Here is a 25,992-nt window from a genome sequence, read left to right as displayed (position 1 = left end):
CGGACACCCCCGGCTCCCGACAGGTCCGCCGCGCCCGGCGCACCGACCACGAACGAAGGACGAAGCCCCCTGTGGCCGATCACTACGAAGTCCTCGGCGTCGACCGCGACGCCTCCGCCGACGAGATCAAGAAGGCGTACCGCCGGCTCGCACGCGAGCTGCACCCCGACGTCAACCCGAGCGCGGACGCGTCCGAGCGCTTCAAGCTCGTCACGCACGCCTACGACGTCCTGAGCGACGCCCAGCAGCGCCAGCAGTACGACCGCGGCCCGCAGGACGGCTTCCCCGGCGGCGGCGGGCAGGGCTTCGGCGGCTTCGGCGACATCTTCGAGACCTTCTTCGGCCAGGGCGCGCAGGGCTCCTCGCGCGGCCCGCGGTCGCGCCGGGAGCGCGGCCAGGACGCGCTGCTGCGCGTCGAGGTCTCGCTCGACGAGGTCATCTTCGGCACGCACCGCGACCTCGAGGTCGACACGGCCGTGCTCTGCGAGACCTGCCAGGGCTCCTGCTGCCAGCCCGGCACCTCGCCGGTCACCTGCGACATCTGCCACGGCTCCGGCCAGATCCAGCGCACCGTCCGCTCGCTGCTCGGCAACGTGATGACGGCCAGCCCCTGCGGCACGTGCCGCGGCTACGGCACCGTCATCGCCACCCCGTGCTCCACCTGCCAGGGCCAGGGCCGCGTGCGCGCGCGCCGGACCATCCCCGTCGACGTCCCCGCGGGCGTGGACACGGGCCTCCGCCTGCAGATGCCCGGCAGCGGCGAGGTCGGCCCGGCCGGCGGCCCGAGCGGCGACCTCTACCTCGAGATCAAGGTCAAGCACCACGACATCTTCAGCCGCAACGGCGACGACCTGCTCTGCACCCTCGAGGTGCAGATGACGGACGCGATCCTCGGCTCGACGACGACCCTCGCGGCGCTCGACGGCGACATTGAGATCGAGGTCAAGCCGGGCACCCAGAGCACCGAGATCGTCACGATCAAGGGCCGCGGTGTCACCAAGCTGCGCGGCAACGGCCGCGGAGACCTCCGCGTCGGCATCCAGGTGGTCACGCCCACGAAGCTCGGGCACCGCGAGCGCGAGCTGGTGCAGGAGTTCGCCAAGCACTACAAGCCGCAGAAGCCGGCGCTGACGCACTTCCAGCAGGGGCTGTTCTCCAAGCTCCGCGACCGCTTCCTGGGCTGACCGGAGCCGGCGTGGCGCACCACTACATCGACGAGTCCCTCGACTCCGGGGACTTCGTCGCCGGCGGCCGGCTGGAGCTCTCGGGCGCGGAGGCGCGCCACCTCGCGACCGTGAGCAGGATCCGCGCCGGCGAGAGCGTGCGGATCGGCGACGGCCGCGGCCGGGTCGCCGTCGCGGTCGTCGAGACCGCGGAGGCGTCGCGCGTCGTCCTCGGCGTCGTCTCGGTCGAGGAGGTGCCCGCGCCGAGCCCGCGGCTCGTGCTCGTGCAGGCGCTCGCGAAGGGCGACCGCGACGAGCTGGCGATCCAGGCCGCGACCGAGCTGGGCGTGGACGAGGTGGTGCCGTGGCAGGCTGCGCGCTCCGTCTCGCGCTGGTCGGGCGTCAAGGAGGAGAAGGGCCGCGAGCGCTGGCGCAGCATCGTCCGCGAGGCGAGCAAGCAGTCGCTCCGCGCCCGGGTGCCGGAGGTGTCGGCGGTCGTCGGCCTCCGCGCGCTCGTGGACCGTGCGGCGACGGCGCGCGTGCTCGTGCTCGAGCCGTCGGCGGGCGAGCGCCTCACCGCGATCGAGCCGGACGGGCGCGACCTCGTGCTGGTCGTCGGCCCCGAGGGCGGCATCGCCGCGGAGGAGCTCCGCGCGCTGGCCGATGCCGGGGCCGAGGCCGTCGCGCTCGGCGACTCCGTCCTGCGCACCTCGACCGCCGGCCCGGCCGCGATCGCCGTGCTGTCGGCCCGGCTCGGCCGCTGGTGACCCCCGCCGATCCGCGCGCCCTGGGCGAACGCGCCCCCGCCCGGGTCGCCCCGCCGTTTAAGATGGACGCATGACCGAGCCCACTGTCTTCACGCGCATCGTCCGCGGAGAGATCCCCGCCGACGTGGTGTTCGAGAACGAGCGGATCCTCGCGATCCAGGACATCGCGCCCAAGGCCCCCGTGCACCTGCTGATCTTCCCGAAGACCCAGGAGTACGCGAACGTCGCCGAGCTCGCCGCGGGCGACCCGGCACTGCTCGCCGAGATCGCCCGGGTCGCGCAGACGCTCGCCGACGCGCACAGCAACGGCCAGTTCCGGCTGGTCTTCAACTCCGGCGAAGAGGCCGGTCAGACCGTGTTCCACGTCCACGCCCACGTCCTGGGCGGCCACCTGACGGAAGGCTCCCTTGCCACCGGTTGATCACGCGGACGACGGCTCCGCGAGCCCGAACCCCACTCGACCCGGCTCCGCGGAGCCGACGCCCCCGCAAGACCCTGCGGACGGCACCACCGGCGGGACGCACCGCGTCATCGCCGTCGACGGAGTCGCCATGGTGCGTCTCCTCGGACCTCAGGACCGCCTCATCCGGGCGGTCGAATCGCGATTCCCCGATGTCCGGGTGCACGTGCGCGGCAACGAGGTGACCCTCGACGGCGAGGGCGTCCCCGTCGCCGCGGCGGCGCGCCTGGTGGAAGAACTGGTGCTCATGACGGCAGGCGGCCACGACCTCGACCCAGAGGGCGTGCGCGAGTCCGCGCGCATCCTCGAGAACGGCGGGCCGGTGCGTCCCGCGGACGCGTTCGGCCAGGCCATCCTCACGGCGCGCGGGAAGAGCATCCGCCCCAAGACCCTCGGGCAGCGCGAGTACGTCGACGCCGTCGATCAGAACACGATCGTCTTCGGCATCGGCCCCGCCGGCACCGGCAAGACCTACCTCGCGATGGCCAAGGCGGTGCAGGCCCTGCAGCGCAAGGAGGTCGAGCGGATCATCCTGACCCGCCCCGCGGTCGAGGCAGGGGAACGGCTCGGCTACCTGCCGGGCTCGCTCACCGACAAGATCGACCCGTACCTGCGCCCGCTCTACGACGCGCTGAACGAGATGATGGACCCGGAGATCGTCCCGAAGCTCCTCGCGGCGGGAACGATCGAGGTCGCCCCGCTGGCGTACATGCGCGGCCGCACGCTGAACACGTCGTTCGTCGTGCTGGACGAGGCGCAGAACACCACGCCGGAGCAGATGAAGATGTTCCTGACCCGCCTCGGCTTCGGCTCGAAGATGGTGATCACGGGCGACATCACCCAGGTCGACCTCCCCGCCGGCTCCAGCGGTCTCCGCCTGGTGACCCGGGTGCTCGACGACATCGACGACATCCACTTCGCGCGGCTGACCAGCGAGGACGTGGTCCGCCACAGCCTCGTCGGCCGGATCGTGGACGCCTACACCGAGTACGACCAGCAGAAGCAGGCGCAGAGCTTCGAGCGCGAGCAGGCCCGCGAGTTCGCGGCCCGCGCCGAGCGCCGGGCGGCCACCCGGTCGACCGGCGACGCGCAGCCCAAGCGGCCGCGCGCCTGAGCACGGCACTCCCCGTCTCCGCACCGCCCTCCCGCCGAGCACCCTCCCGACCGAAGGAACCCCGCACCCCGTGAGCATCGAGATCAACAACGAGTCGAGCATCCCCGTGGACGAGGCGACCCTGCTGCGCCTCGCGGGCTACGCGCTCGACTCGCTGCACGTGCACCCCGACGCCGAGCTCGCGATCGTGCTGGTCGACGAGGGCGCGATGGAGCAGCTGCACGTGCAGTGGATGGACGAGCCCGGCCCCACCGACGTGCTGAGCTTCCCGATGGACGAGCTGCGCCCCGGCACCGAGGACGAGCAGACCCCGGCCGGCCTGCTCGGCGACATCGTGCTGTGCCCGCAGGTGGCGCAGAACCAGGCCGAGGCGGCCGGCCACTCCGTGCTCGACGAGCTGCTGCTGCTGACCGCGCACGGGCTGCTGCACCTGCTCGGCTTCGACCACGCGGAGCCGGAGGAGGAGCGCGAGATGTTCGGCATCCAGCGCGACATCCTCGTCGGGTTCCACATCAGCGAGCGACGCCGCTAGGCCCGGCGTGCTGACCGTCCAGCTCCTCATCGCCGCCCTCGGCCTCGTCGCCCTCGGCGGCTGGCTCGCCGCCACCGACGCGGCGCTCGGCGTGCTCTCGCGCAGCGACGTCCTCGAGATGGCGCACCACTCGCGCAGCTCCCGCGCCCTGCGGGCCATCGCCGGCGACATGAGCGCGCACGTCAACGTCGTCAACTTCACCCGGATCGCGGCCGAGACCACGGCCGCCGTCTTCGTCACCACCGTGCTCGTCGTCGTGGTCGACGCGCTCTGGCTGGCGCTCCTGCTCGCGATCCTGATCATGGCGGCCGTCTCGTTCGTGCTGGTCGGCTCGAGCCCGCGCAGCGTCGGCCGCGCGCACGCCCGCGCCGTGCTCGGCTCCAGCGCCTCGCTCGTGCATGTGCTGCGGGTCGCGCTCGGTCCGGTCGCCCACGGCCTCGTCGCGCTGGGCAACCGGGTCACCCCGGGCACCGGCCGCTCGGCAGGCTTCTCCTCCGAGGAGCAGCTGCTGAGCATGGTCGACGAGGCGACCGAGCAGTCGGTCCTCGAGCAGGACGACCGCGAGCTCATCCACTCGATCTTCGAGTTCAACGACACCCTGGTGCGCGAGGTGATGGTGCCCCGGACCGACATGGTCACGATCGAGGCGGGTGCCTCGGTCGGCGCCGGCATGGGCCTGCTGCTCAGCCGCGGCATCTCCCGCCTGCCCGTCATCGGCGACGGCGTCGACGACGTGCTCGGCGTGCTCTACCTCCGCGACGTCGCCCGGCACACCTACGAGCGCCCGGACGACGACGACTCCGCCGCCGACCTCGCCCGCCCGGCGCTGTTCGTGCCGGAGTCGAAGAAGGCCGACGAGCTGCTGCGCCAGATGCAGCTCGAGTCCAACCATCTCGCCATGGTGGTCGACGAGTACGGCGGCATCGCCGGGCTGGTCACGCTCGAGGACCTGATCGAGGAGCTGGTCGGCGACATCTCGGACGAGTACGACCGCGAGGTCGACCTCTTCGAGGAGACCGAGCCGGGCGTCTACCGGGTCTCGGCCCGGCTGCCCGTCGACGAGCTGGGCGAGCTGTTCGAGCTCGACCTCGAGGACGACGACGTCGACTCGGTCGGCGGACTGCTCACCAAGGCCTACGGCCGCCTGCCCGAGCGCGGCGCGACCGCCCGGATCGACGGGGTGATCCTCGAGGCCGAGCAGGCGGATCCCCGCCGCGGCACCATCTCGACCGTCATCGTGCGGCGCGATCCCGACTACGATCCCTCAGGCGAGACCAGCACCGGACCGGTTCCGGTCGTCGCGGAGACAGACCACCAGGACGAGGACGCACGATGACCGACCAGAGCACCCCCAGCACTCCCTACCGGGCGGGCTTCGTGTCGTTCGTCGGCCGCCCGAACGTGGGCAAGTCGACCCTCACGAACGCGCTGGTCGGCGAGAAGATCGCCATCACCAGCTCGAAGCCGCAGACCACCCGCCGCGCCATCCGCGGCATCGTGCACCGCCCCGACGGCCAGCTGATCGTGGTGGACACCCCGGGCATCCACCGCCCGCGCACCCTGCTCGGCGAGCGGCTCAACTCCCTCGTCACCTCGACGCTCGGCGACGTCGACGTGATCGGGATGCTCTTCCCGGCCGACGAGCCGATCGGCCCCGGCGACCGCTTCATCAACGAGCAGCTCGAGTCGTTCCCGCGCGCCCGCAAGGTCGCGATCGTGTCCAAGGTCGACCTCTCCTCGAAGAAGTCCGTCGCGAAGCAGCTGCTCGCCGTCTCCGAGCTGCGCGAGTGGGACACGATCGTGCCGATCTCGGCGGTCACCGAGGAGCAGCTCGACGTGCTCGCGGTCGAGCTGCTGCGCCTGATGCCCGTCTCGCCGGCGCTCTACCCCGAGGAGGCCGTGACCGATGAGGACACCGGCTCGCGCATCGCGGAGTTCATCCGCGAGGCGGCGCTCGAGGGCGTCTCGGACGAGCTGCCGCACTCGCTCGCCGTGACGCTCGACGACATGGTCGAGCGCGAGGACGGCTCCTTCATCGACATCTACGCGAACGTCTTCGTCGAGCGCGACAGCCAGAAGGGCATCATCATCGGCAAGGGCGGTCAGCGCCTGCGCGAGGTGGGCGCGGTGTCGCGCGAGCAGATCGAGCGGCTGCTCGGCCGGCGCGTCTTCCTCTCGATCCGGGTGAAGGTCGCCAAGGAGTGGCAGCGCGACCCCAAGCTGCTCGGCCGCCTCGGCTTCTGAGCCCGCGGTGACCCGGGGCGCCGCTCCGGCAGGGGGACCGCGGTCACTCTCCCGGACGACGACGCCGACCGCGCCGCCGCGTAGCGTGGGGCCCATGCGTGCGCTCCTGGACCGTCCCGCGACGCTCCCGATCGCCGGAGCGCTGCTCGCCGTCCTCCACCTTGGTCTGAGCGCCGCGGGTCTCGTCGCACCGGAGCATCTCAGCGGTGGTCTCCTGATCGCGCTCGGGCTCGCCGTGGCGGCGTTCCTGCCGGCGCTCTCGCCATCCCTGATCGCCGTCGGGGCGATCGTCGGCGGCGGCCTCCCCCTGCTCGGCGTGCCGGTGGACGGGGTCCTCGCGGGCCTGATCGCGCTGTGGTCGACGGCACGCCGACTCGGACCGTGGACGCGGACGCTGACCCTGGTCGGCGCCCTGCTCCTGGCCGCGATCGGCGGCGTCGCCGCCGCGCTGGCCGGGACCCAGCAGCTGCTGCCGGACGACGCGAACGCCGACGAGGTCCTCCTCTTCCGTGCGGTCACCGCTCTGGTCGTCGCCGGCCTCCTCGTCGGGCTGGAGGTGCTCGCCTGGCGCGGTGGGGTGCGGCGCCCCGTCGGTGTCGGCGACCGCATCGACGCCCTGCTGGTGCGGGTCGCCGGGCCGCAGGACGGCTTCGCCGTCGGCAGTGCCGGCTGGCAGGCGCTCCTGCTGCTCCTGATCTCCACGGTGCCGTTCGCCGGTCCGGCGGGCTCGCTCCAGCCGGTCGTCGGCGGAGTGCTGGCCGTCGCGCTCGTGCTGCACCGCCGGGCGCCGGCGCTCGCCCTCGCGATCGCCTGGGGTGGCGCGCTCCTGCAGATGGGGCTGGGGCTGGCGCCGGGTCCGCCCGACCTCGCGATCCTCGCGGTGCTGTTCGGCACCGGCGCGTCCGAGCGACGCCGGGTGCGCGCGGCCGGAGCCGTCTCGGCGGTGCTCGGCGCGGTCGTGGCCGTCGGCTACCTCGTGCTGATCTTCGGGCTGATCGCGAACACCACGTCGCCGATCCTGACCGGGGGAGCGGTGTTCGGCGGGATCCTCGCCACGCTCGGGCTCTCCTGGACGGTCGGCCTGCTCTCCCGCTCCGTCCGGCGGGCACGGGAGGGCCAGACCCTCCGCGCCGAGGCGGAGCGCGAGCGCGCGGCGGCGCAGCGCGAGCTCGACACGGTCGAGGAGCGCAACCGGATCGCGCGGGACATGCACGACGTCGTGGCGCACTCGCTCGCCGTCGTGATCGCGCAGGCGGACGGCGCCCGCTACCTCGGCGCGTCCAGCCCTGAGCAGACCGACGCCGCCCTGCTGACCATCTCCTCGGTCGCCCGCGACGCGCTCGGCGACGTCCGCGTCCTCCTGGCGCAACTCCGGCACAGCCAGAGCGACGGCCCGCAGCCCGAGGCGCGCGACCTGCCGGCGCTGCTCGAGAGCGTCGCCGGAGCCGGGACGCAGCTGCGCTCGGAGCTCGAGGTCGACCTCGAGACGGTGCCGCGCGGCATCGGCCTGGCGCTCTACCGCATCGTGCAGGAGGCGACGACGAACGCGCTCCGGCACGGCCGGCCCGGCTCCCCGCTCGACATCGCCCTCCGCCGCGAGTCAGGCGACATCGTCCTGACGGTGCGCAACGCGCGCTGCGCCGATGCCGAGGCCGCCGCTCGCGTGCCGGGGGAGGGCCACGGCCTGGTCGGCATGCGCGAGCGCGCCGCACTCGTCGGCGGCGTGCTCCGCGCCGGCCCCGAGGGCGACGACTTCGTGGTCGACGCGCGCCTGCCCGCCCCCTCGTCCCCCGCCCTGACCGTCGCCTCTGGAGGCCACCCCGCATGACCGACACCATCCGCCTCGTCCTCGTCGACGACCAGGCGCTCTTCCGCGCCGGCATCCGCATGCTGCTGAGCTCGCAGCCGGACCTCGAGGTGGTCGGCGAGGCGTCCGACGGCGCGGAGGGCGCGGAGATCGTCGGCCGGCTGGCTCCGGACGTGGTGCTGATGGACATCCGGATGCCGGGCGTCGACGGCATCGAGTCGACGCGGCGGATCCTCGCCGACGCCGCGGAGAAGGGCGTGGAGCCGCCGCGCATCCTGGTGCTCACCACGTTCGACCTGGACGAGGCCGCCGCCCGCGCGATCCGCGCCGGGGCGAGCGGCTTCCTGCTCAAGGACACCGAGCCGGGCTTCCTGCTCGCCTCGGTCCGCACCGTGCACGCCGGCACCGCGGTAGTCGCCGCCTCGGCGACCCGCGAGCTCTTCGAGCACTTCGGCGCACCGGGCAGCGGCCGGGAGACTCCGGCCGCGTTCGGCACGCTGACCGACCGCGAGCGCGAGATCTTCCACCTCGCCGCCCGTGGCCTCAGCAACACCGAGATCGCGCGAGCCGAGTTCCTCAGCGAGGCGACCGTGAAGACGCACATCAGCCGGACCCTCGGCAAGCTCGGGCTGCGCGACCGGGTGCAGCTGGTCGTCTACGCCTACGAGAACGGGCTCGTGGCCTGAGGGCGACGTCCGCACCGCGGTGGTGCCGGTGGGTGCCGCGCCGCGGGGGCAGTGCTACCGTGGTCGCGTGCGCATCGGTCTGCTCCTTCTTAGCCGCCGCGACGAGATCTGATCCTCAGGCCCTCCTCGTCGCGGAGTCCGTCGTCGGCTGAATCAGACCCATCGTCACCACAGACCACCCGCGTGGTTCGATCCGCATCCGGATCCCCGCGAGACGAGAGACAGGCGCGTTCGCGCGCCGGGAGAGCACCCTCATGAAGAACACCCAGAAGCCGTCGTCGCTGCCGATCGGCAAGTACAAGCCGTTCCACGAGCAGATCGTCGTCGAGCTGCCCGACCGCACCTGGCCGGCGAAGCGCATCACCAATGCCCCGCGCTGGTGCGCCGTCGACCTGCGCGACGGCAACCAGGCGCTGATCGACCCGATGAGCCCCGAGCGCAAGCGGATCATGTTCGACCTGCTGGTGCGCATGGGCTACAAGGAGATCGAGGTCGGCTTCCCGAGCGCGAGCCAGACCGACTTCGACTTCGTCCGCAGCCTCATCGAGGAGGACGCGATCCCGGAGGACGTCACCATCCAGGTGCTGACCCAGGCGCGCGACCACCTGATCGAGCGCACCTACGAGTCGATCCGCGGGGCCCGCCAGGCGATCGTGCACCTCTACAACTCGACGAGCGTGCTGCAGCGCGAGGTCGTCTTCCGCAAGGACCGCCAGGGCATCATCGACATCGCCCTCGCCGGGGCGCGCAAGTGCCGCGAGATGGAGGCGTCGGTGCCCGGCACCGTCGTCTACTACGAGTACTCGCCCGAGAGCTACACCGGCACCGAGCTCGACTTCGCCCGCGAGATCTGCGACCGCGTGGTCGAGGTCTTCGAGCCGACCCCGGACCGCAAGGTCATCCTCAACCTGCCCGCCACGGTCGAGATGGCGACGCCGAACGTCTACGCGGACTCGATCGAGTGGATGTGCCGCAACCTGGCCCAGCGCGAGAACATCATCGTGTCGCTGCACCCGCACAACGACCGCGGGACCGCGGTCGCCGCGGCGGAGCTGGGCTACCTGGCCGGCGCCGACCGCATCGAGGGCTGCCTCTTCGGCAACGGCGAGCGCACCGGCAACGTCGACCTGGTCGCGCTGGGCGTGAACCTGTTCACCCAGGGCATCGACCCGCAGATCGACTTCAGCGACATGGACGGCATCAAGCGCACGGCCGAGTACTGCAACCAGCTGGCCGTGCCCGAGCGCAGCCCCTGGGCCGGCGACCTCGTCTTCACCGCGTTCAGCGGCTCGCACCAGGACGCCATCAAGAAGGGCTTCGAGGCGATGGAGGCCGAGGCCGAGCGCACCGGCGTCAGCCGTGACGAGCTGACCTGGGCTGTGCCGTACCTGCCGGTGGACCCGAAGGACCTCGGCCGCTCCTACGAGGCGGTCATCCGCGTCAACTCGCAGTCCGGCAAGGGCGGCGTCGCCTACCTGCTGAAGACCGACCACGCGCTGGACCTGCCGCGCCGCCTGCAGATCGAGTTCTCCGCCGTCGTGCAGGCCAAGACGGACGCCGAGGGCGGCGAGGTCACCAGCGAGCAGATCTGGACGATCTTCCAGGACGAGTACCTGCCCGCGCCCGCGCACCGCGCCGAGGACAAGTGGGGCCGCTTCGAGCTGACCCGCACGAGCACCTCGAGCGACCTGGGCGGCTCGATCGCGCTCGACGCCGTGCTGCGGGTCGGCGACGAGACGGTGACGGCGAGCGCGACCGGCAACGGCCCGATCAACGCCTTCGAGGCGGTGCTGGCGCAGCACGGCGTCGAGGTCCGCGTCTTCGACTACGTCGAGCACGCTCTCAGCGCCGGAGGCGACGCACTGGCCGCCTCCTACGTCGAGTGCTCGGTCAACGGCCGCACCCTGTGGGGCGTGGGCGTCGACGCCGACATCTCGACCGCGTCGCTCAAGGCGATCGTGTCGGCCGTCAACCGCGCCCTGCGCGAGGAGGCCCCGGACCGCGAACTGGCGACGGCCTCGGCCTGAGCCTCATCGGCTGGTCGAGTAGCCCGCGGAGCGGGCGTATCGAGACCGACGTCCATGCGGCGGTGGGTCTCGATACGCCGCGTGCCGCGGCTGCTCGACCAGCATGAGGACGCCGCGTGCCCCGGCTGCTCGACCAGTATGAGGACGCCGCGTGCCGCGGCTGCTCGTGAGGCCGTGGCGCAGTGCCGTCAGGCGCGGCCCTGCAGGATGAGGTTCCAGTAGACCCAGGGGAGCAGGTAGCGGTCGGCGAGGAAGGTGAGCCGGCGCTCCTTCGCGAGACCCTTCCAGAACGGGATGGTCGGCTTCGGGCGGTACCGGTCGTCGAACTCCGCGAAGACGACCGTCGAGCGCGAGACGACGAACGGGCAGACCGAGTAGCCGTTGTAGACCTGGGGGAGCGGCTTCCCCTTGCGCGCCGCGACGAGGTTCTTCGCCAGGGTCTTCGTCTGCTGCCGGAGCGCGCCGCCCGACTTGGAGTTCGTGGTCGCCGCGGCGTCGCCGAGCGCCCAGACCTCGGGGTGGCGCGGGTGGCGCAGCGTCAGAGGATCGACCTCGACGAAGCCGCCGACCTCCGCCTCCGCGGTCAGCCCGGTGTCCGCGAGCCAATCGGGTGCCGACTGCGGGGGCACCGCGTGCAGCACGTCGTAGGAGAGCGTCTCCCGCTGCTCGGTGCCGACCTGCCCCGCGTCGTGGTCGACGCCCAGCTGCGCGCCGCGGTGATCGTCCCCGGCGATGACCACGGTCCGCTGCTCGGCGTCGACGGAGACCAGCTCGCGGCTGTAGCGCACGTCGATGCCGTACTCCGCCACCTTGCGCTCGAGCTCCGCGTCGATGAGCGGCATGCCGAACATCGTGGGCGTCGGCACGACGAGCACGACGTGGATGTCGTCGAGCACGCCGATCTCGCGCCAGTAGTCGCACGCGAGGTACATCGGCTTCTGCGAGGCGCCCGAGCAGGTGCCGGGGCCGCTGGGCTGGGTGAAGACGACCGTGCCGGAGCGGACTCCGCGGAGCACGCTCGACGCCTTCCGCGCGTAGTCGAACTCGTAGTTCGAGACGCCGACCGGCGACGCCATCGCCTCTGCCAGCCCGGGCACCGCGTCCCAGTCCTTCTGGATGCCGGGGCAGACGACCAGATCGCCGTAGCCGACCTGCCGACCGGAGGCGAGGGTGACCGACTTCGCGGCGGGATCGATCGACTCGACGCGATCGCGGATCCAGGTCACTCCCTTCGGCGTCACCGAGCCCTGCGGCCGGGTCGCCTTCGAGGCGGGAGCGGTGCCGCCCGCGACGTGGGAGAACATCGGCTGGTAGAGGTGCGTCTCGCGCGGCTCGATCACCGCGACGTCGTCGACCCCGTAGCGGCGCAGTCGCCCCGCGACCGAGAGCCCCGCGTTCCCCCCGCCGATGATCAGCACGTCGTGTCGGTCGGTCGTGGTGCCTGCGGCAGTCATGCTGCCCACCCTAGGTCGGACCCCCGACACGGGCCCGGGCTTCCGCGGGCCGCTCCGACGTGCATCCGCTCTCAGCCGCGCTTGCGCCAGCCGAGGCGCGGCACCCGGCTCAGCGCCCGCTGCTCGGGCAGGCTCCAGCCGTAGCGCACCGCCAGCAGCCGGATGACCGCCGTGACGAGCACCGCGATCGGCGCCGCGTAGTCGATCACCATCTCGAACCGCAGCGCGACCACCAGCACCACCGTGCCGCCCGTCGCGGCGATCGCGTAGAGCGAGCCCACGTGCATCAGGGCGATCGGCCGGTTCAGCAGGATGTCGCGGATCACCGACCCGCCGACGGCCGAGACGGTCCCGACGAACACCGCGGGCACCTCCGGAACGCCGAGCGAGAGCGCCTTCGTCGTGCCGATCGCGCCGAAGAGGCCGATCGTCAGAGCGTCGAGCGCCGTGATCGTGCCGTCGACGCGGTTGAGCACGTGCTGCAGCAGCATCCCGAAGAGCGAGGCTGTCACCGCGACGATCAGGTAGGCGTTGGTGTGCAGCGCCACGAGCGGTGTCTGCAGCAGCAGGTCGCGCAGCACGCCGCCGCCGAGTCCCGTCGCCGTGCCGATGATCGTGACCCCGAGCAGGTCGATCCGCCGGTCGCGGAACTCGCCCGCGAACATCGCGCCCTGCAGGCAGCCGATCGCGATGGCGAGGAGGTCGGCCCAGGCGGGGATCTCGAAGAGGGAGGCTGCCACCGGGACATCGTTCCACGGGCGGGAGCGGGCGCGTGCCGGTCCACCGCGGGGTTGTCAGGGGTGGGGAGGATAATCGAGCACATGCCCACCTACCGTGACGAAGCCGTCGTGCTGCGCACCCACAAGCTGGGCGAGGCCGACCGCATCGTGACGCTGCTCTCGCGCAGCCACGGCAAGATCCGCGCGGTCGCGAAGGGCGTGCGCAAGACGGGCTCCAAGTTCGGCTCGCGGCTCGAGCCGTTCATGGTGGCCGACCTCCAGCTCTACGAGGGCCGGAGCCTCGACATCGTCACCCAGGCCGAGTCGCTCGGCGCCTACGGCGCGATCATCGCCGCCGACTACGACAGCTACACCGCGGCGAGCGCGATGGTCGAGACGGCCGACCGGCTCACCGACGCGGACGCCTCGCTGCAGCAGTACCTGCTGCTCGTCGGCGCCCTGCGCTCGCTCTCGAAGCACGAGCACGAGCCGGTGCTCACCCTCGACTCCTACCTGCTGCGCGCCCTCTCGATCGCCGGCTGGGCGCCGAGCTTCGAGGACTGCGCCCGCTGCGGTGCGCCCGGCCCGCACGGCGCGGTCGTCGTCCAGCTCGGCGGGGTCGTCTGCGAGGACTGCACGCCGCCCGGCGCCCCGCGGGTCGCCCCCGAGGTGGTCGTCCTCCTCGGCGCCCTGCTCACGGGAGACTGGGGGCACGCCGAGACGACGGAGCCCTCGACCCGCTCCCGAGCGAGCGGCGTGGTCGCCGCCTACACCCAGTGGCACCTCGAGCGCGGACTGAGATCTCTGGAGCACGTCACCCGATGAAGCCCTTCACCCACAAGGACGCCGTGGCGTTCCGCCCCCTCGACTGGACCGGCGTGCACCCGCCGGAGCTGCCGCGCAAGGCCGTCCCCGAGCACGTCGCGATCGTGATGGACGGCAACGGCCGCTGGGCCAACTCCCGTGGGCTGACGCGGGTGGAGGGCCACAAGCGCGGCGAGGCGTCGCTGCTCGACGTGGTCGCGGGAGCGATCCAGATCGGCGTGAAGCACCTCAGCGTCTACGCCTTCTCGACCGAGAACTGGAAGCGCTCGCCCGACGAGGTGCGCTTCCTGATGGGCTTCAACCGCGACGTGCTGCACCGCCGCCGCGACCAGCTCAACGAGTGGGGCGTCCGCGTGCGCTGGGCCGGCCGGAAGCCCCGGCTCTGGGCGTCGGTCGTCAACGAGCTGCAGTACGCCGAGAAGCTGACCGCGGGCAACGACGTCCTCACGCTGACGATGTGCGTCAACTACGGCGGCCGCACCGAGATCGCCGACGCGGTGCAGCGGATCGCGGCCGAGGTCGCGGCCGGCCGGCTGAAGCCGTCCGGCATCACCGAGAAGACGATCGGCAAGGCGCTCTATCTGCCGGACATGCCGGACGTCGACCTCTTCGTGCGCTCCTCCGGCGAGCAGCGCACCAGCAACTTCCTGCTCTGGCAGAGCGCCTACGCCGAGATGGTCTTCCTCGACCGGCTCTGGCCCGACTTCACCCGCGAGGACCTCTGGGGCGCGATCGAGCACTACGCCGGCCGCACCCGCCGCTTCGGCGGCGCGGTCGACGTGCCGGGGGCGTCGGCATGACCGGGGGTGGGACCGTCCGCGTCGGACTCGTCGGCTACGGGCTCGCGGGCCGCGTCTTCCACGCTCCGTTCCTGGAGGCGGAACCGGACGTCGCGCTGGTCGCGATCTCGACGAGCGACCCCGAGCGAGCGGCGGCGGCGGCGGACGCGCATCCCGGCGCGCGGATCGTCGCCGGGCTCGACGAGGTGCTCGCTGAGCGGCCCGACCTGGTCGTCCTCGCGACACCGCCCTCCGTGCACCGCGAGCAGGCCGAGCAGGTGCTCGCCGCCGGAGTCGCGGTGGTGATCGACAAGCCGTTCGCGCCGAGCACGGCGGACGTCGACGCGATCCTCGCCGCGTCCGAGGCGGGCGGGGCGCCCGTCTTCGTCTTCCAGAACCGCCGGTGGGACGCCGACTTCCTCACCCTGCGCAGGCTCCTGGCGGAGGGCGCGCTCGGCGACGTGATCCGCTTCGAGTCGACCTTCGAGCGCTGGAGCGCCCCGAAGACCGGCCGCTGGCAGACGGCGATCGGGCCGGAGCAGGGCGGCGGCATCCTCTTCGATCTCGGCAGCCACCTCGTCGACCAGGCTCTGGTGCTCTTCGGCCCGGCCGTCGTCACCGCCGCGGAGACCCGCGTCGTGCACGAGGGCGGTGCGAGCGAGGACGACGCCTTCGTCTCGCTGCTCCACGAGTCCGGCGTGCGCTCGCACCTGACGATGAGCCGGGTCGCCCGCGCCTGCGCACCTCGCTTCCGGGTGCTCGGGACGCGCGCCGCCTTCTCGGTCGACGGCCTCGACCCGCAGGAGGGCGCGCTGCGCAGCGGCGGTGCGACTCCGCTGGACGAGGACTTCGGCGTCGTCCCCGCCGGCGCGGAGGGAGTGCTCGTCGACGAGCACGGGAGCGCGGCCGTCCCGAGCGAGCGCGGGCACTACGCCGCCTTCCTCGCCGGAGTCGCCCGCACGCTGCTCGACGGGGCCCCGTCGCCGGTCGACGTCCGCGAGGCGAGAGCCGTGGTCGCGCTGATCGAGCAGGCGCACGCCCTCGCGGCACGGTGACGCACGACGCGCCCGGAGCCGCCGCGAGGTTGGCGATCCGGGCGCCGAGGGGGATCCTCGGAGGGTGAGCACCGCACCTCCGGCCCCCGCCGATCTCCGAGCGCTGTTCCCCGGCGCCCGCGGCTATCACAACGCCTGCACGCTGGGGCTGCCGCCGCGCGCGACCGCCGACGCGCTGCGCGCCGATCTCGACGAGTGGTCCGCCGGCGAGAACACCGCCGCGGGCTACGGCGCCGTCGCCGAGCGCGCGCGCGCCGCCTTCGCCGACATCGCCGGAGTGCCGGTCGACCGGGTCGCGATCGGCTCGCAGACCTCGGCGATGGCGGCCGTCCTCGCGGCCTCGCTCCCGGACGGCGCGCACGTCCTCTGCATCGACGGAGACTTCTCCTCGATCGTCTTCCCCTTCCTCGCCCAGGCTCACCGCGGCGTCGTGGTGCGCTCCGTGCCGCTGGAGGCGCTGGCGGACTCGATCGAGGACGCCGACGACCTCGTCGTCTTCTCGGCCGTGCAGTCGAGCAGCGGGGCGCTCGCCGATCTGGATGCGGTCGTCGAGGCCGCCGCCCGACACGGTGTGCGCACGGCCTGCGACCTGACCCAGGCGGCGGGCGTGCTGCCGGTCGACGCCTCCCGCTTCGACGCGACCCTCACCCACGCCTACAAGTGGCTCTGCTCGCCGCGCGGTGTCGCCTTCCTCACCGTCTCGCCGGAGTACGCGGCCGAGCTGCTGCCGGTGCAGGCCGGCTGGTACTCGGGGGAGGACGTCTGGTCCTCCTGCTACGGACCGGCGATGCACCTGGCCGAGAACGCCCGCCGCTTCGACGTCTCGCCCGCCTGGCAGGCGTTCGTCGGGGCGGAGGCGTCGCTCGAGCTGTTCCGCTCCCTCGATCTCTCCGCCGTCTGGGCGCGCGCCTCCGGGCTGGGGGATCAGCTCTGCGAGCGCCTCGACCGGCCGCCGCAGCACCGGTCGATCGTCTCCTGGCCGGACGAAGACGGCGCCGACCTGGCGCGCCTGCAGGCCGCAGGGCTGCGCGTCTCGGGCCGCGGCGGGCGCCTGCGGGTCGCCTTCCACCTCTGGAACGACGAGTCCGACGTCGACGAGCTCGTCCGGGTCCTCCGGGAATAGCTCCCGGCGGCGGCGGTTGTCCTCGGAGTGAGCGAAGCGCAGACCCCCATCACCGTCGACATCTGGTCCGACATCGCGTGCCCCTGGTGCTATATCGGCAAGCGGAAGTTCGAGCGGGGGCTGGCGGCGTTCCGCGCCGCGAACCCCGACGCGCCCGAGGTCGCGGTCGAGTATCGCAGCTTCGAGCTGTCGCCGGAGACGCCGGAGGACTACCGCGGCGGCACGGCCGAGTTCCTCGCGCAGCACAAGGGCGTCCCGCTCGAGCAGGCGCAGCAGATGCTCGACTCGGTGACCGCGATCGCGGCGGGCGTCGACCTCGACTACCACTTCGAGTCGGTCGTGCACGTGAAGACCGTTCGGGCGCACCAGGCGCTGCACCACGCGAAGGCGAACGGGCTGCAGCTCGAGCTCAAGGAGCGGCTGCTCCGGGCCTACTTCGTCGAGGGGCGCGACCTCGCGGACTCCGACGTCCTGGCCGCCCTCTCAGCGGAGGTCGGCCTCGACGCCGACGAGGTGCGGCGCGCGCTCGACGAGCAGCGGCACCTCGCCGACGTGCAGTCCGACATCGCGCAGGCCCGCGAGTACGTGATCAACGGCGTGCCGTTCTTCGTGCTCGACGGCCGCTTCGGGGTCTCGGGCGCGCAGGAGCCGACCGCGTTCACCGAGGTGCTCGAGCACGTGCTGTCGCAGCGGGCGGTCGTCTCGTGACCGATCGAGCGCCGGTCGCGCCGTTCGAGATGCTCGGCGCCGCGGACGTGCCGATCTGCGAGGACGGGGTCTGCGCGGTGCCGGCGCCTGCCGCTCCCGCGATCAGCGAGCGGGCTCCTCGACCGTGATGTCGGCGACGGTCGCTCCGTAGGCGGCGATCAGCGCGTCCGCCTCGACGAAGGCGCTCCGGCCGCTCGTGCCTGCGCCCATCGCGATCCGGCGGCCGACGATCCGCTCGTCTGCGACGACGGGCCAGGCGGTGGTGGAGCCGATCGGCGTGATGGTGCCGCGGCGGTAGCCCGTCGCCTTCAGGGCCACCGACTCGTCCGGCAGCCGCAGCTTGTTCACGCCGACCACCGCGCGAAGCAGCGGCCAGGAGATCTGCCGCCCGCCGGGCACCAGCGCGAAGACGAAGCCGCCGTCGTGGCGCTTCACCACCAGCGACTTCACGATCGAGCCGGGCTCGATGCCCAGCAGCGCGGCCGCCTCGGCCAGGCTCCCGGCCTCCGGGCGGTCGACGATCTCGACGTCGAGTCCACGCTCACGCGCGTCCGCCTCGAACCGCGCCGGTCCGTCCTCCACGGTGCCGTTCTCCACGGTGTCGTTCTCCACGGTGCCGTTCTCCACAGTGCCGTTCCCGTCCATCCGTCCCCACCTCTCCGCTCGTTCGCCTTCCCCAACACAGGATCTGGGAGAATCGATACCGATGTCCTCCACTCTCATGGCCGCCCCGCCCGCGCGCACCGCGCCGGCGCTCCGGATCGGCCCCCTCGAACTCGACGCCCCCGTCGTCCTCGCGCCCATGGCCGGGATCACCAACACGGCGTTCCGCCGACTCTGCCGCGAGTTCGGGAACGGCCTGTACGTGAGCGAGATGATCACGTCCCGCGCGCTCGTCGAGCGCACCCCGGAGTCGATGCGCCTCATCCGCCACCACCCGAGCGAGAAGGTCCGCTCGATCCAGCTCTACGGGGTCGACCCGAAGACGGTCGCCGAGGCGGTCACCATGCTCGTCGCGGAGGACCGCGCCGACCACATCGACCTCAACTTCGGCTGCCCCGTCGCCAAGGTCACCCGCAAGGGCGGGGGAGCGGCCCTGCCGTGGAAGCTCCCGCTGTTCCGGCAGATCGTCGAGGGCGCGGTGCGGGCCGCGGGCGACGTCCCGCTGACCGTCAAGATGCGCAAGGGCATCGACTCCGACCACCTCACCTACCTCGAGGCCGGCCGGGCGGCGGAGGGCGCGGGAGTCGCCTCCATCGCGCTGCACGCGCGCACCGCCTCCGAGTTCTACAGCGGCCAGGCCGACTGGTCGGCGATCGCGACCCTCAAGCAGGCGATCTCGAGCGTCCCGGTGCTGGGCAACGGCGACATCTGGTCGGCCGAGGACGCGCTGCGGATGATGAGCGAGACGGGCTGCGACGGCGTCGTCGTCGGGCGCGGCTGCCTCGGCCGCCCGTGGCTCTTCGGCGACCTCGCCGCCGCGTTCGCCGGCTCGGACGAGCGCTTCACGCCCACCCTCGGCCAGGTCGCCACGGCCTTCCGCCGGCACGCCCAGCTGATCTGCGAGTTCTTCGAGAGCGAGGAGCGCGGCTGCCGCGACATCCGCAAGCACGTCGCCTGGTACTTCAAGGGCTACCCGGTCGGCGGCGACCTGCGCGCGCGGATGGCCTCCGTGGTCACCCTCGCCGAGCTCGACGAGCTGCTCGCCACCCTCGATCCCGACGTGCCGTACCCCGGCGAGGCGGCCGAGGGCCAGCGCGGCCGCGCCGGCTCGCCGAAGACGCCGTCGCTGCCCGACCGCTGGCTCGAGTCCCGCGAGCTGAACGCCGACCAGCGCGACGCCGTCTCGGCCGCCGAGATCCACCACAGCGGTGGATGATCGCGCGCTCTGGGGGTACTCGCTCGTCGACGTCGAGCGGTTCCTGCCGGAGGACCACAGCACCCGCCGCTCCGACTTCGCCCGCGATCGCGCCCGGCTCTTCCACTCCAGCTCGCTCCGCCGCCTCGCGGCGAAGACGCAGGTGCTCAGCCCGACCGCCGGTGTCGACTTCGCCCGCAACCGGCTGACCCACTCGCTCGAGGTCGCCCAGATCGGCCGCGAGCTCGCCACGAGCCTCGACCTCGACCCCGACGTCGTCGACACCGCCTGCCTCGCGCACGACATCGGCCACCCGCCCTTCGGGCACAACGGCGAGCGGGCCCTCAACACCTGGGCCGAGTCGATCGGCGGCTTCGAGGGCAACGCGCAGACCTTCCGGCTGCTCACCCGCCTCGAGCCGAAGGTCTTCGGCGGCGACGACCGCCCCTACGGCCTGAACCTCACGCGCTCGAGCCTCGACGCCAGCTGCAAGTACCCGTGGCCCGACACCCGCTCGGTCGCCGACCCGTCCGGCCGCGCCAAGTACGGCTTCTACGCCGACGACGAGCCCGCCTTCACCTGGATGCGCGAGGGCGCCCCCGAGGGAGTCCGCTGCATCGAGGCCGAGGTGATGGACCTCTCCGACGACATCGCCTACTCGGTCCACGACTTCGAGGACGCCGTGTTCTCCGGCTACATCGACGTCGCCGCGCTCGGCTCCCGCGTGGATCACGACGACCTCGTCGAGTCGATGCACTCCTGGGTCGGCGGCGAGATCGGCCACGACGAGCTCGTCGCCGCGTTCGACCGCCTCGACTCGCTCGACGTCTGGGTCGACTCCTGGGACGGCTCCCGCCGCGACCAGGCCCGGCTGAAGAACCTCACCAGCCAGCTCATCGGCCGCTTCGCCGCCTCCGCCACCGAGGCCACCCGGGACGCCTACTCCCACCCCGACCTCGTCCGCTTCGGCGGCCACGTCGTCGTCCCCCGCGAGCAGCAGGCCGAGATCGCCGTCCTCAAGGGCATCGTCGCCACCTTCGTGATGTCGCGGAACACCCGCCAGCCGATCTACGCCCAGCAGCGCGAGGTCCTCACCCGCCTCGCCGACACCCTCCTCGAGCGCGGCGCCGGCGCCCTCGACGCCGGCTTCGCCGAGGACTGGAACGCCGCCGGCACCGACGACGCCCGCCGCAGGGTCGTCGTCGACCAGGTCGCCAACCTCACCGACCAGAGCGCCCTGAGCTGGTTCGAGCGGCTGTGCCACTGACGTGAGCGGGTCGCGGCCCCGCTCACGTCGGACGCCGGTCCCTGCCCGGCGTCCGCGCGGTCGGCTCCTCGGGGTGGTGCGTTCCGCAGAGCGGGGCGCGAACGCCTAGCGCGATCCGCTGGCACGCGGATCACCCGTTCGGCTCCGCCGTGCCCGCGCGAAGGGCGGTCCTTGCTGGTCGCGTGCTTCGAACGACGAGGCCGCGAGTCTTCCTGCTTGCGGGTCGCGTGCTGCGCACGACGACATGAGCGGTCCCCTGGCCGTAGGCCGCCCTCGCATGCTGGTCGAGTAGGGCGCGGAGCGACCGTATCGAGACCGACGTGTGCGGAGGGCGGGTCTCGACACGCCGCGGTCCGCGGCTACTCGACCGGCATGCACGGCGCCGCGGTCCGCGGCAGCTCGATCGGCGGGCGGGGCGGAAACGGCGCACTCGGCCGAGGGGCGGGTGGCGGCGGATACGATGGGGGGCATGCCTCGGATTCGACAGACGGATGTCGAGGAGGTCAAGGCCAGGGTCAACATCGCGGACGTCGTCGGCGAGTACGTCACCCTGAAGTCGGCGGGCGTCGGTTCGCTGAAGGGGCTCTGCCCGTTCCACGACGAGCGCAGCCCGAGCTTCCACGTGCGCCCCCAGGCCGGCTTCTACCACTGCTTCGGCTGCCAGGAATCGGGCGACGTCTACAGCTTCGTCATGAAGATGGACCACACCTCCTTCAGCGAGACCGTCGAGCGGCTCGCCGGTCGCATCGGCTTCCCGCTGCAGTACGAGGAGGGCGGCGGCCAGGCCCCCGAGACCGGCGGACGCGCCCGCCTCATCGCCGCGAACAACGCCGCCGAGGAGTTCTTCCGCGAGCAGCTCGCCACCCCCGGCGCCGACGTCGGGCGCCGCTTCCTCGGCGAGCGCGGCTTCGACCGCGCGGCCGCCGACCGCTTCGGCGTCGGCTTCGCCCCCGACGGCTGGGACGGTCTGACCACCGCCCTCAAGCGACGCGGCTTCTCCGAGGAGGAGCTCACCACGGCGGGCCTCGTCAGCAGCAGCAACCGCGGCGGGGTCTACGACCGCTTCCGCGGCCGGCTCGTCTGGCCGATCCGCGACGTGACGGGTCAGACCGTCGGCTTCGGCGCGCGCCGCCTCCTCGAGGAGGACAAGGGCCCGAAGTACCTGAACACCCCCGAGTCGCCCGTCTACCACAAGTCGCAGGTGCTCTACGGGCTGGACCTGGCCAAGCGCGACATCTCCCGCGGTCACCGGGTCGTCGTCGTCGAGGGCTACACCGACGTGATGGCCTGCCACCTCGCGGGCGTCACCACGGCGGTCGCGACCTGCGGCACCTCCTTCGGCGTCGACCACATCAAGGTCCTTCGCCGGGTGCTCGGCGACGACAGCGGGGTCGGCGAGGTCGTCTTCACCTTCGACCCGGACGCCGCCGGCCAGAAGGCGGCCATGCGCGCGTTCCAGGAGGAGCACCGCTTCGCCGCGCAGACCTTCGTCGCCGTCGCGCCCGAGGGCCTGGACCCCTGCGACCTGCGGCTCAACCGCGGCGACGACGCCGTCCGCCGCCTCATCGACGACAAGAAGCCGATGTTCGAGTTCGTCATCCGGCAGCTGCTGGCCCGCTACGACCTCGACACGGTCGAGGGCCGGATCGCCGCCCTGCGCGCCGCCGCCCCGGTCGTCGCCGAGATCCGCGACCCGGCGCTGCGCCCCGGCTACTCGCGCGAGCTGGCCCGGATGCTCGGCCTGGACATGTCCGAGGTCAACTCGGCCGTCCGCTCCGCCGGCTCGCGCGCGCGCAACGCGCCGGGCGGGCGCGAGGAGCGCCCGCAGGAGGACGCCCCGGAGGCGCCGGCTGGCGCCAGGATCGCCGACCTCCCGGTCGACGTCGTCACGCGGATCGAGCGCGAGGCGCTGATGGCCATGCTGCAGCTGCCCCAGGTGATGGGGGAGGCGCTGCTCGCCCGGGCCGCGCACGCCGCGGTCACCAACGAGACCCTCCGCGTCGTCCGCGACGCCGTCGTCGCCAACCTCGAGCGCGCGCAGGACCGCGACTGGGTCGAGCACGTGGCGGCCGACGTTCCGGGGCCGTTCGCCTCGCTCGTGCACCAGCTCGCCGTGGCGCCCATCCCGGCGGCCGACGAGGCGGGCCTCGCCCGCTACTCGAAGGACGTCGCGATCTCGCTGATCGAGCGCGACCTGCTGCGCGAGATCGCGGAGCTGCGCGGCGCCCTGCAGCGCGCCTCGACCGATCCGGTGCTGTCCCGCGCCGTGCAGGTCCGCCTGGTCGAGCTGGAGCGCGAGAAGCGGGCCCTGCGCACCGAGTGACGGCGCCGCGAGCCTCGCGTGCCCTCGATGAGGGACGTGTTGCAGTCGTGTGAAGAAACGGCCGGACGGCTCCCGCCGGTTCGGAGAGCGCTTCCGCATGTGTTACCACTGAGGAACAGCAATGCGGGCGCTCAGCGTCGTGGCCCCCGTGCGCCCAGAGAACACCGTGCGCCTGAAGGACAGTGCGCCGGATCGACACCGCTCCGCACGGACCCCGTGCGAGACGGACTCTGCGCCGCGGGACCGCGTTCCACGCCGAGGTCCGCATCCGATTTCTGACAGGAAGAGGCAGACGGAGATGACATCCGGATTCACTCGCGGTTCGCGAGCACTCGGCACGGCAGCAGGCTTCGCCGCGGTCGCGCTCGTGCTGGCGGGCTGCTCCGCCGGCGGCGGGGACTCGACCGGCGGCGCCGCCGGCGGCACGCTCACCATCGGCACCACCGACAAGATCACCACGCTCGACCCCGCCGGTTCGTACGACAACGGCTCCTTCGCCGTGATGAACCAGGTGTTCCCGTTCCTGATGAACACCCCCTACGGCAGCCCGGACGTCGAGCCCGACATCGCCGAGTCGGCCGAGTTCACGGCGCCGACCGAGTACACGGTCACGCTCAAGGACGGCCTGAAGTGGGCCAACGGCCACGACCTGACCTCCTCGGACGTCAAGTTCTCCTTCGACCGCCAGGTCGCCATCGCGGCCGAGAACGGCCCGTCGTCGCTCCTCGCGAACCTCGACAGCGTCGCTGCGCCGGACGACACCACCGTCGTCTTCACGCTGAAGTCGGAGAACGACCAGACCTTCCCGCAGATCCTGTCGAGCCCCGCGGGCCCGATCGTGGACGAGGAGGTCTTCTCGGCCGACGCGCTGACCGCCGACGCGGACATCGTCTCTGGAGACGCCTTCGCCGGGCAGTACACGATCGCCAACTACGACGTGAACAACCTCATCCAGTACAAGGCCTACGACGACTACCAGGGCGTCCTCGGCGAGGCGAAGACCGGCACCGTCAACGTCAAGTACTACGCGGACAGCTCGAACCTCAAGCTGGACATCCAGGAGGGCAACATCGACGTCGCGTACCGGAGCCTCTCCGCGACCGACGTCGAGGACCTCCGCGGGAACGACGCCGTCAAGGTCGTCGACGGCCCCGGCGGCGAGATCCGCTACATCGTCTTCAACTTCGACACGCAGCCGTTCGGCGCGACGACCGCCGAGGCCGACGCGGCCAAGGCGCTCGCCGTCCGCCAGGCCGCGGCCGATCTGATCGACCGCCAGGAGATCGCCGACCAGGTCTACAAGGGCACCTACACCCCGCTGTACTCCTACGTCCCCCAGGGCCTCACCGGCGCGACCGAGTCCCTCAAGGGCCTCTACGGCGACGGCCAGGGCGGTGTCGACGCCGACAAGGCGGCCGCCACGCTCCAGGCCGCGGGCGTCACCACCCCGGTCACCCTCAACCTGCAGTACTCGAACGACCACTACGGTCCGTCCTCGGGCGACGAGTACGCGCTGATCAAGGACCAGCTCGAGTCGACCGGCCTGTTCACCGTCAACCTGCAGACGACCGAGTGGGTCCAGTACTCCAAGGACCGCTCGAGCGACGTCTACCCGGCGTACCAGCTCGGCTGGTTCCCGGACTACTCCGACGCCGACAACTACCTGTCGCCGTTCTTCATCAAGGAGAACTTCCTCGCGAACCACTTCGACGACGCCGACGTGCAGAGCCTGATCGCCGAGCAGGTCTCCACCACCGACGCCGATGCGCGCACCGCGCTGATCGAGGAGATCCAGGACAAGGTCGCGGCGCAGCTGTCGACCCTGCCCTACCTCCAGGGCTCGCAGGTCGCGATCGTCGGCAGCACCGTGAGCGGAGCCGAGGACACCCTCGACGCCTCGTTCAAGTTCCGCTACGCGGCGCTCAGCAAGGGCTGATCCACCCCTCCGGCCGGCGCCTCCCCACCCGGGAGGCGCCGGCCGTTCTCCACGAAAGGCATCACGTGACGACAGCCACGACGGCTGCGGCGACGGCGCCCACCCGGCGACCGCGCGGCTCCGGAGGAGGACTCGGGCGCTATCTGCTCGTCCGCTTCCTGCTCATCATCCCGACCGTCTTCATCCTCGTGACGATGGTGTTCCTGCTCATGCGCTCGACGGGCGACCCGATCACCGCGGCGCTGGGCGGTCGGCTCACCGCCGACCAGCTGGCCGAGCGCGTGGCCGCCGCCGGCTACGACCGCCCGCTGATCGTGCAGTACCTCGAGTACCTCGGCAACCTGCTGCGCGGCGACTTCGGCACCACCCTGAGCGACAACCGCCCGGTCACCGAGGTGCTGGTCACCTACGGCGCCGCGACCGTCGAGCTCGCCTTCTACGCCCTGATCGTGGCGTTCCTCGTCGGCATCCCGCTGGGGATGCTCGCCGCCTACCACCGCGACCGCACGCCCGACGCGGTCCTGCGCATCTTCGCGATCCTCTGCTACGCGACGCCCGTCTTCTTCGCGGGGCTGCTGCTCAAGCTCGTCTTCTCGGTCTGGCTGAAGTGGTTCCCGGTCGCCGGTCGCGCGACGACGAACACCGAGCTCTCACTGCAGTTCCTCGAGAACAAGACCGGCATCTACCTGATCGACGCGATCCAGACCGGCGACCCCGCCGCCGTCGCCGACGTGCTCTCGCACGCCGTGCTGCCGGCCGTCGCGCTCGGCCTGCTGACCGCCGGCATCTTCCTCCGCCTCGTGCGCACCAACGTGATCGGCACCCTCGGCACCGACTACGTCGATGCCGCCCGCTCGCGCGGAGTGAGCGAGTTCCGCCTGGTCCGCACGCACGCGTACCGCCCGGCGCTCATCCCGATCATCACCGTCATCGGCCTGCAGATCGCCCTGCTGCTGGGCGGCGCGGTGCTCACCGAGACGACCTTCGAGTGGAAGGGCCTCGGCTTCCAGCTGGCCGAGTACCTCCAGGCGCGCGACTTCGTCGCCGTGCAGGGCATCGTCGCCCTGCTGGCCGTGATCGTGGCGCTGACCAACTTCATCGTCGACGTCATCGCGGCGCTCATCGACCCGCGAGTGAGGTACTGA

General features: G+C 72.2%; 23 protein-coding genes. 20 read left to right on the top strand and 3 right to left on the bottom strand.

Going from position 1 to position 25,992, the window contains the following annotated elements; translation table 11 throughout:
- Window positions 1-71 precede the first annotated feature (71 nt).
- From dnaJ to leuA, 10 genes are all read left to right on the top strand, one after another.
- Complete coding sequence (gene dnaJ, locus HRK28_RS01895; protein ID WP_123445619.1) at window positions 72-1,184, top strand: molecular chaperone DnaJ; 1,113 nt, start codon at window positions 72-74, stop codon at window positions 1,182-1,184.
- 11 nt (window positions 1,185-1,195) lie between these two features.
- Window positions 1,196-1,930: a 16S rRNA (uracil(1498)-N(3))-methyltransferase gene (locus tag HRK28_RS01890; protein WP_173250253.1), complete on the top strand. Its 735-nt coding sequence runs from the start codon at window positions 1,196-1,198 to the stop codon at window positions 1,928-1,930.
- Window positions 1,931-2,000: 70 nt separating this feature from the next.
- Window positions 2,001-2,351, top strand: a complete 351-nt coding sequence (locus HRK28_RS01885; protein ID WP_160088623.1) for a histidine triad nucleotide-binding protein — start codon at window positions 2,001-2,003, stop codon at window positions 2,349-2,351.
- Window positions 2,352-2,481: 130 nt separating this feature from the next.
- A complete protein-coding gene (locus HRK28_RS01880) occupies window positions 2,482-3,504 on the top strand; it encodes a PhoH family protein (protein WP_173250252.1) in 1,023 nt (340 codons plus the stop codon).
- A 70-nt stretch (window positions 3,505-3,574) separates the two neighbouring features.
- Complete coding sequence (gene ybeY / locus HRK28_RS01875) at window positions 3,575-4,036, top strand: rRNA maturation RNase YbeY (protein ID WP_160088627.1); 462 nt, start codon at window positions 3,575-3,577, stop codon at window positions 4,034-4,036.
- Window positions 4,037-4,043: 7 nt separating this feature from the next.
- On the top strand, window positions 4,044-5,372 hold the full coding sequence (locus tag HRK28_RS01870; protein WP_160088637.1) for a hemolysin family protein: 1,329 nt from the start codon (window positions 4,044-4,046) through the stop codon (window positions 5,370-5,372).
- Complete coding sequence (gene era, locus HRK28_RS01865; protein WP_173250251.1) at window positions 5,369-6,280, top strand: GTPase Era; 912 nt, start codon at window positions 5,369-5,371, stop codon at window positions 6,278-6,280. Before HRK28_RS01870 ends, era begins: the two co-directional genes overlap by 4 nt.
- 94 nt (window positions 6,281-6,374) lie before the next feature.
- Window positions 6,375-8,108, top strand: a complete 1,734-nt coding sequence (locus HRK28_RS01860) for a histidine kinase (protein ID WP_173250250.1) — start codon at window positions 6,375-6,377, stop codon at window positions 8,106-8,108.
- A complete protein-coding gene (locus HRK28_RS01855) occupies window positions 8,105-8,773 on the top strand; it encodes a response regulator transcription factor (RefSeq protein ID WP_160088643.1) in 669 nt (222 codons plus the stop codon). Before HRK28_RS01860 ends, HRK28_RS01855 begins: the two co-directional genes overlap by 4 nt.
- Before the next feature lie 254 nt (window positions 8,774-9,027).
- Window positions 9,028-10,800 (top strand): 2-isopropylmalate synthase, encoded by a 1,773-nt coding sequence (gene leuA / locus HRK28_RS01850; RefSeq protein WP_160088645.1) that lies wholly within the window; start codon window positions 9,028-9,030, stop codon window positions 10,798-10,800.
- Between the two features lie 188 nt (window positions 10,801-10,988).
- Here the strand turns inward: leuA and HRK28_RS01845 are convergent, their stop codons facing one another.
- Complete coding sequence (locus tag HRK28_RS01845) at window positions 10,989-12,254, bottom strand: NAD(P)/FAD-dependent oxidoreductase (RefSeq protein ID WP_173250249.1); 1,266 nt, start codon at window positions 12,252-12,254, stop codon at window positions 10,989-10,991.
- Window positions 12,255-12,325: 71 nt separating this feature from the next.
- On the bottom strand, window positions 12,326-12,994 hold the full coding sequence (locus HRK28_RS01840) for a trimeric intracellular cation channel family protein (protein WP_367948321.1): 669 nt from the start codon (window positions 12,992-12,994) through the stop codon (window positions 12,326-12,328).
- A gap of 81 nt (window positions 12,995-13,075) precedes the next feature.
- Between HRK28_RS01840 and recO the strand changes: the two genes are divergently transcribed.
- From recO to HRK28_RS01815, 5 genes are all read left to right on the top strand, one after another.
- Entirely contained in the window at window positions 13,076-13,798 is a 723-nt protein-coding gene (recO, locus tag HRK28_RS01835) for a DNA repair protein RecO (RefSeq protein ID WP_160088649.1), read from the top strand.
- Complete coding sequence (locus HRK28_RS01830) at window positions 13,795-14,598, top strand: isoprenyl transferase (protein WP_160088651.1); 804 nt, start codon at window positions 13,795-13,797, stop codon at window positions 14,596-14,598. Before recO ends, HRK28_RS01830 begins: the two co-directional genes overlap by 4 nt.
- On the top strand, window positions 14,595-15,632 hold the full coding sequence (locus HRK28_RS01825; protein WP_173250248.1) for a Gfo/Idh/MocA family oxidoreductase: 1,038 nt from the start codon (window positions 14,595-14,597) through the stop codon (window positions 15,630-15,632). Before HRK28_RS01830 ends, HRK28_RS01825 begins: the two co-directional genes overlap by 4 nt.
- 64 nt (window positions 15,633-15,696) lie before the next feature.
- On the top strand, window positions 15,697-16,755 hold the full coding sequence (locus HRK28_RS01820) for an aminotransferase class V-fold PLP-dependent enzyme (RefSeq protein ID WP_173250247.1): 1,059 nt from the start codon (window positions 15,697-15,699) through the stop codon (window positions 16,753-16,755).
- A gap of 27 nt (window positions 16,756-16,782) precedes the next feature.
- Complete coding sequence (locus HRK28_RS01815) at window positions 16,783-17,463, top strand: DsbA family oxidoreductase (RefSeq protein WP_173250246.1); 681 nt, start codon at window positions 16,783-16,785, stop codon at window positions 17,461-17,463.
- Between the two features lie 102 nt (window positions 17,464-17,565).
- Here the strand turns inward: HRK28_RS01815 and HRK28_RS01810 are convergent, their stop codons facing one another.
- Window positions 17,566-18,108, bottom strand: coding sequence for an aminoacyl-tRNA deacylase (locus HRK28_RS01810; protein WP_173250245.1), 543 nt, complete (start codon window positions 18,106-18,108; stop codon window positions 17,566-17,568).
- Between the two features lie 61 nt (window positions 18,109-18,169).
- Between HRK28_RS01810 and dusB the strand changes: the two genes are divergently transcribed.
- The 5 genes from dusB (at window position 18,170) to HRK28_RS01785 (ending at window position 25,992) form a co-directional block, all read left to right on the top strand.
- Window positions 18,170-19,342, top strand: a complete 1,173-nt coding sequence (dusB, locus tag HRK28_RS01805) for a tRNA dihydrouridine synthase DusB (RefSeq protein WP_173250244.1) — start codon at window positions 18,170-18,172, stop codon at window positions 19,340-19,342.
- Entirely contained in the window at window positions 19,335-20,588 is a 1,254-nt protein-coding gene (locus HRK28_RS01800; RefSeq protein WP_160088661.1) for a deoxyguanosinetriphosphate triphosphohydrolase, read from the top strand. Before dusB ends, HRK28_RS01800 begins: the two co-directional genes overlap by 8 nt.
- A 469-nt stretch (window positions 20,589-21,057) precedes the next feature.
- On the top strand, window positions 21,058-22,911 hold the full coding sequence (gene dnaG / locus HRK28_RS01795) for a DNA primase (protein ID WP_160088663.1): 1,854 nt from the start codon (window positions 21,058-21,060) through the stop codon (window positions 22,909-22,911).
- A gap of 298 nt (window positions 22,912-23,209) precedes the next feature.
- Entirely contained in the window at window positions 23,210-24,847 is a 1,638-nt protein-coding gene (locus tag HRK28_RS01790) for an ABC transporter substrate-binding protein (RefSeq protein ID WP_173250243.1), read from the top strand.
- Window positions 24,848-24,912: 65 nt separating this feature from the next.
- Entirely contained in the window at window positions 24,913-25,992 is a 1,080-nt protein-coding gene (locus tag HRK28_RS01785; RefSeq protein WP_123445640.1) for an ABC transporter permease, read from the top strand.

The organism is Rathayibacter sp. VKM Ac-2835, assembly GCF_013266705.1.
Taxonomy (GTDB): Bacteria; Actinomycetota; Actinomycetes; order Actinomycetales; family Microbacteriaceae; genus Rathayibacter.
Note: the sequence above shows the minus strand (reverse complement) of the source record. Positions and strands in the feature narration are given on the sequence as shown.

Bases quoted from the DNA above. Each gene is read 5' to 3' on its own strand.
- HRK28_RS01885 (WP_160088623.1), top strand. From the start codon at position 2,001: ATGACCGAGCCCACTGTCTTCACGCGCATCGTCCGCGGAGAGATCCCC.
- HRK28_RS01880 (WP_173250252.1), top strand. From the start codon at position 2,482: ATGGTGCGTCTCCTCGGACCTCAGGACCGCCTCATCCGGGCGGTCGAA.
- era (WP_173250251.1), top strand. From the start codon at position 5,369: ATGACCGACCAGAGCACCCCCAGCACTCCCTACCGGGCGGGCTTCGTG.
- HRK28_RS01860 (WP_173250250.1), top strand. From the start codon at position 6,375: ATGCGTGCGCTCCTGGACCGTCCCGCGACGCTCCCGATCGCCGGAGCG.
- HRK28_RS01855 (WP_160088643.1), top strand. From the start codon at position 8,105: ATGACCGACACCATCCGCCTCGTCCTCGTCGACGACCAGGCGCTCTTC.
- leuA (WP_160088645.1), top strand. From the start codon at position 9,028: ATGAAGAACACCCAGAAGCCGTCGTCGCTGCCGATCGGCAAGTACAAG.
- HRK28_RS01845 (WP_173250249.1), bottom strand. From the start codon at position 12,254: ATGACTGCCGCAGGCACCACGACCGACCGACACGACGTGCTGATCATC.
- recO (WP_160088649.1), top strand. From the start codon at position 13,076: ATGCCCACCTACCGTGACGAAGCCGTCGTGCTGCGCACCCACAAGCTG.
- HRK28_RS01830 (WP_160088651.1), top strand. From the start codon at position 13,795: ATGAAGCCCTTCACCCACAAGGACGCCGTGGCGTTCCGCCCCCTCGAC.
- HRK28_RS01825 (WP_173250248.1), top strand. From the start codon at position 14,595: ATGACCGGGGGTGGGACCGTCCGCGTCGGACTCGTCGGCTACGGGCTC.
- HRK28_RS01810 (WP_173250245.1), bottom strand. From the start codon at position 18,108: ATGGACGGGAACGGCACTGTGGAGAACGGCACCGTGGAGAACGACACC.
- dusB (WP_173250244.1), top strand. From the start codon at position 18,170: ATGTCCTCCACTCTCATGGCCGCCCCGCCCGCGCGCACCGCGCCGGCG.
- dnaG (WP_160088663.1), top strand. From the start codon at position 21,058: ATGCCTCGGATTCGACAGACGGATGTCGAGGAGGTCAAGGCCAGGGTC.
- HRK28_RS01790 (WP_173250243.1), top strand. From the start codon at position 23,210: ATGACATCCGGATTCACTCGCGGTTCGCGAGCACTCGGCACGGCAGCA.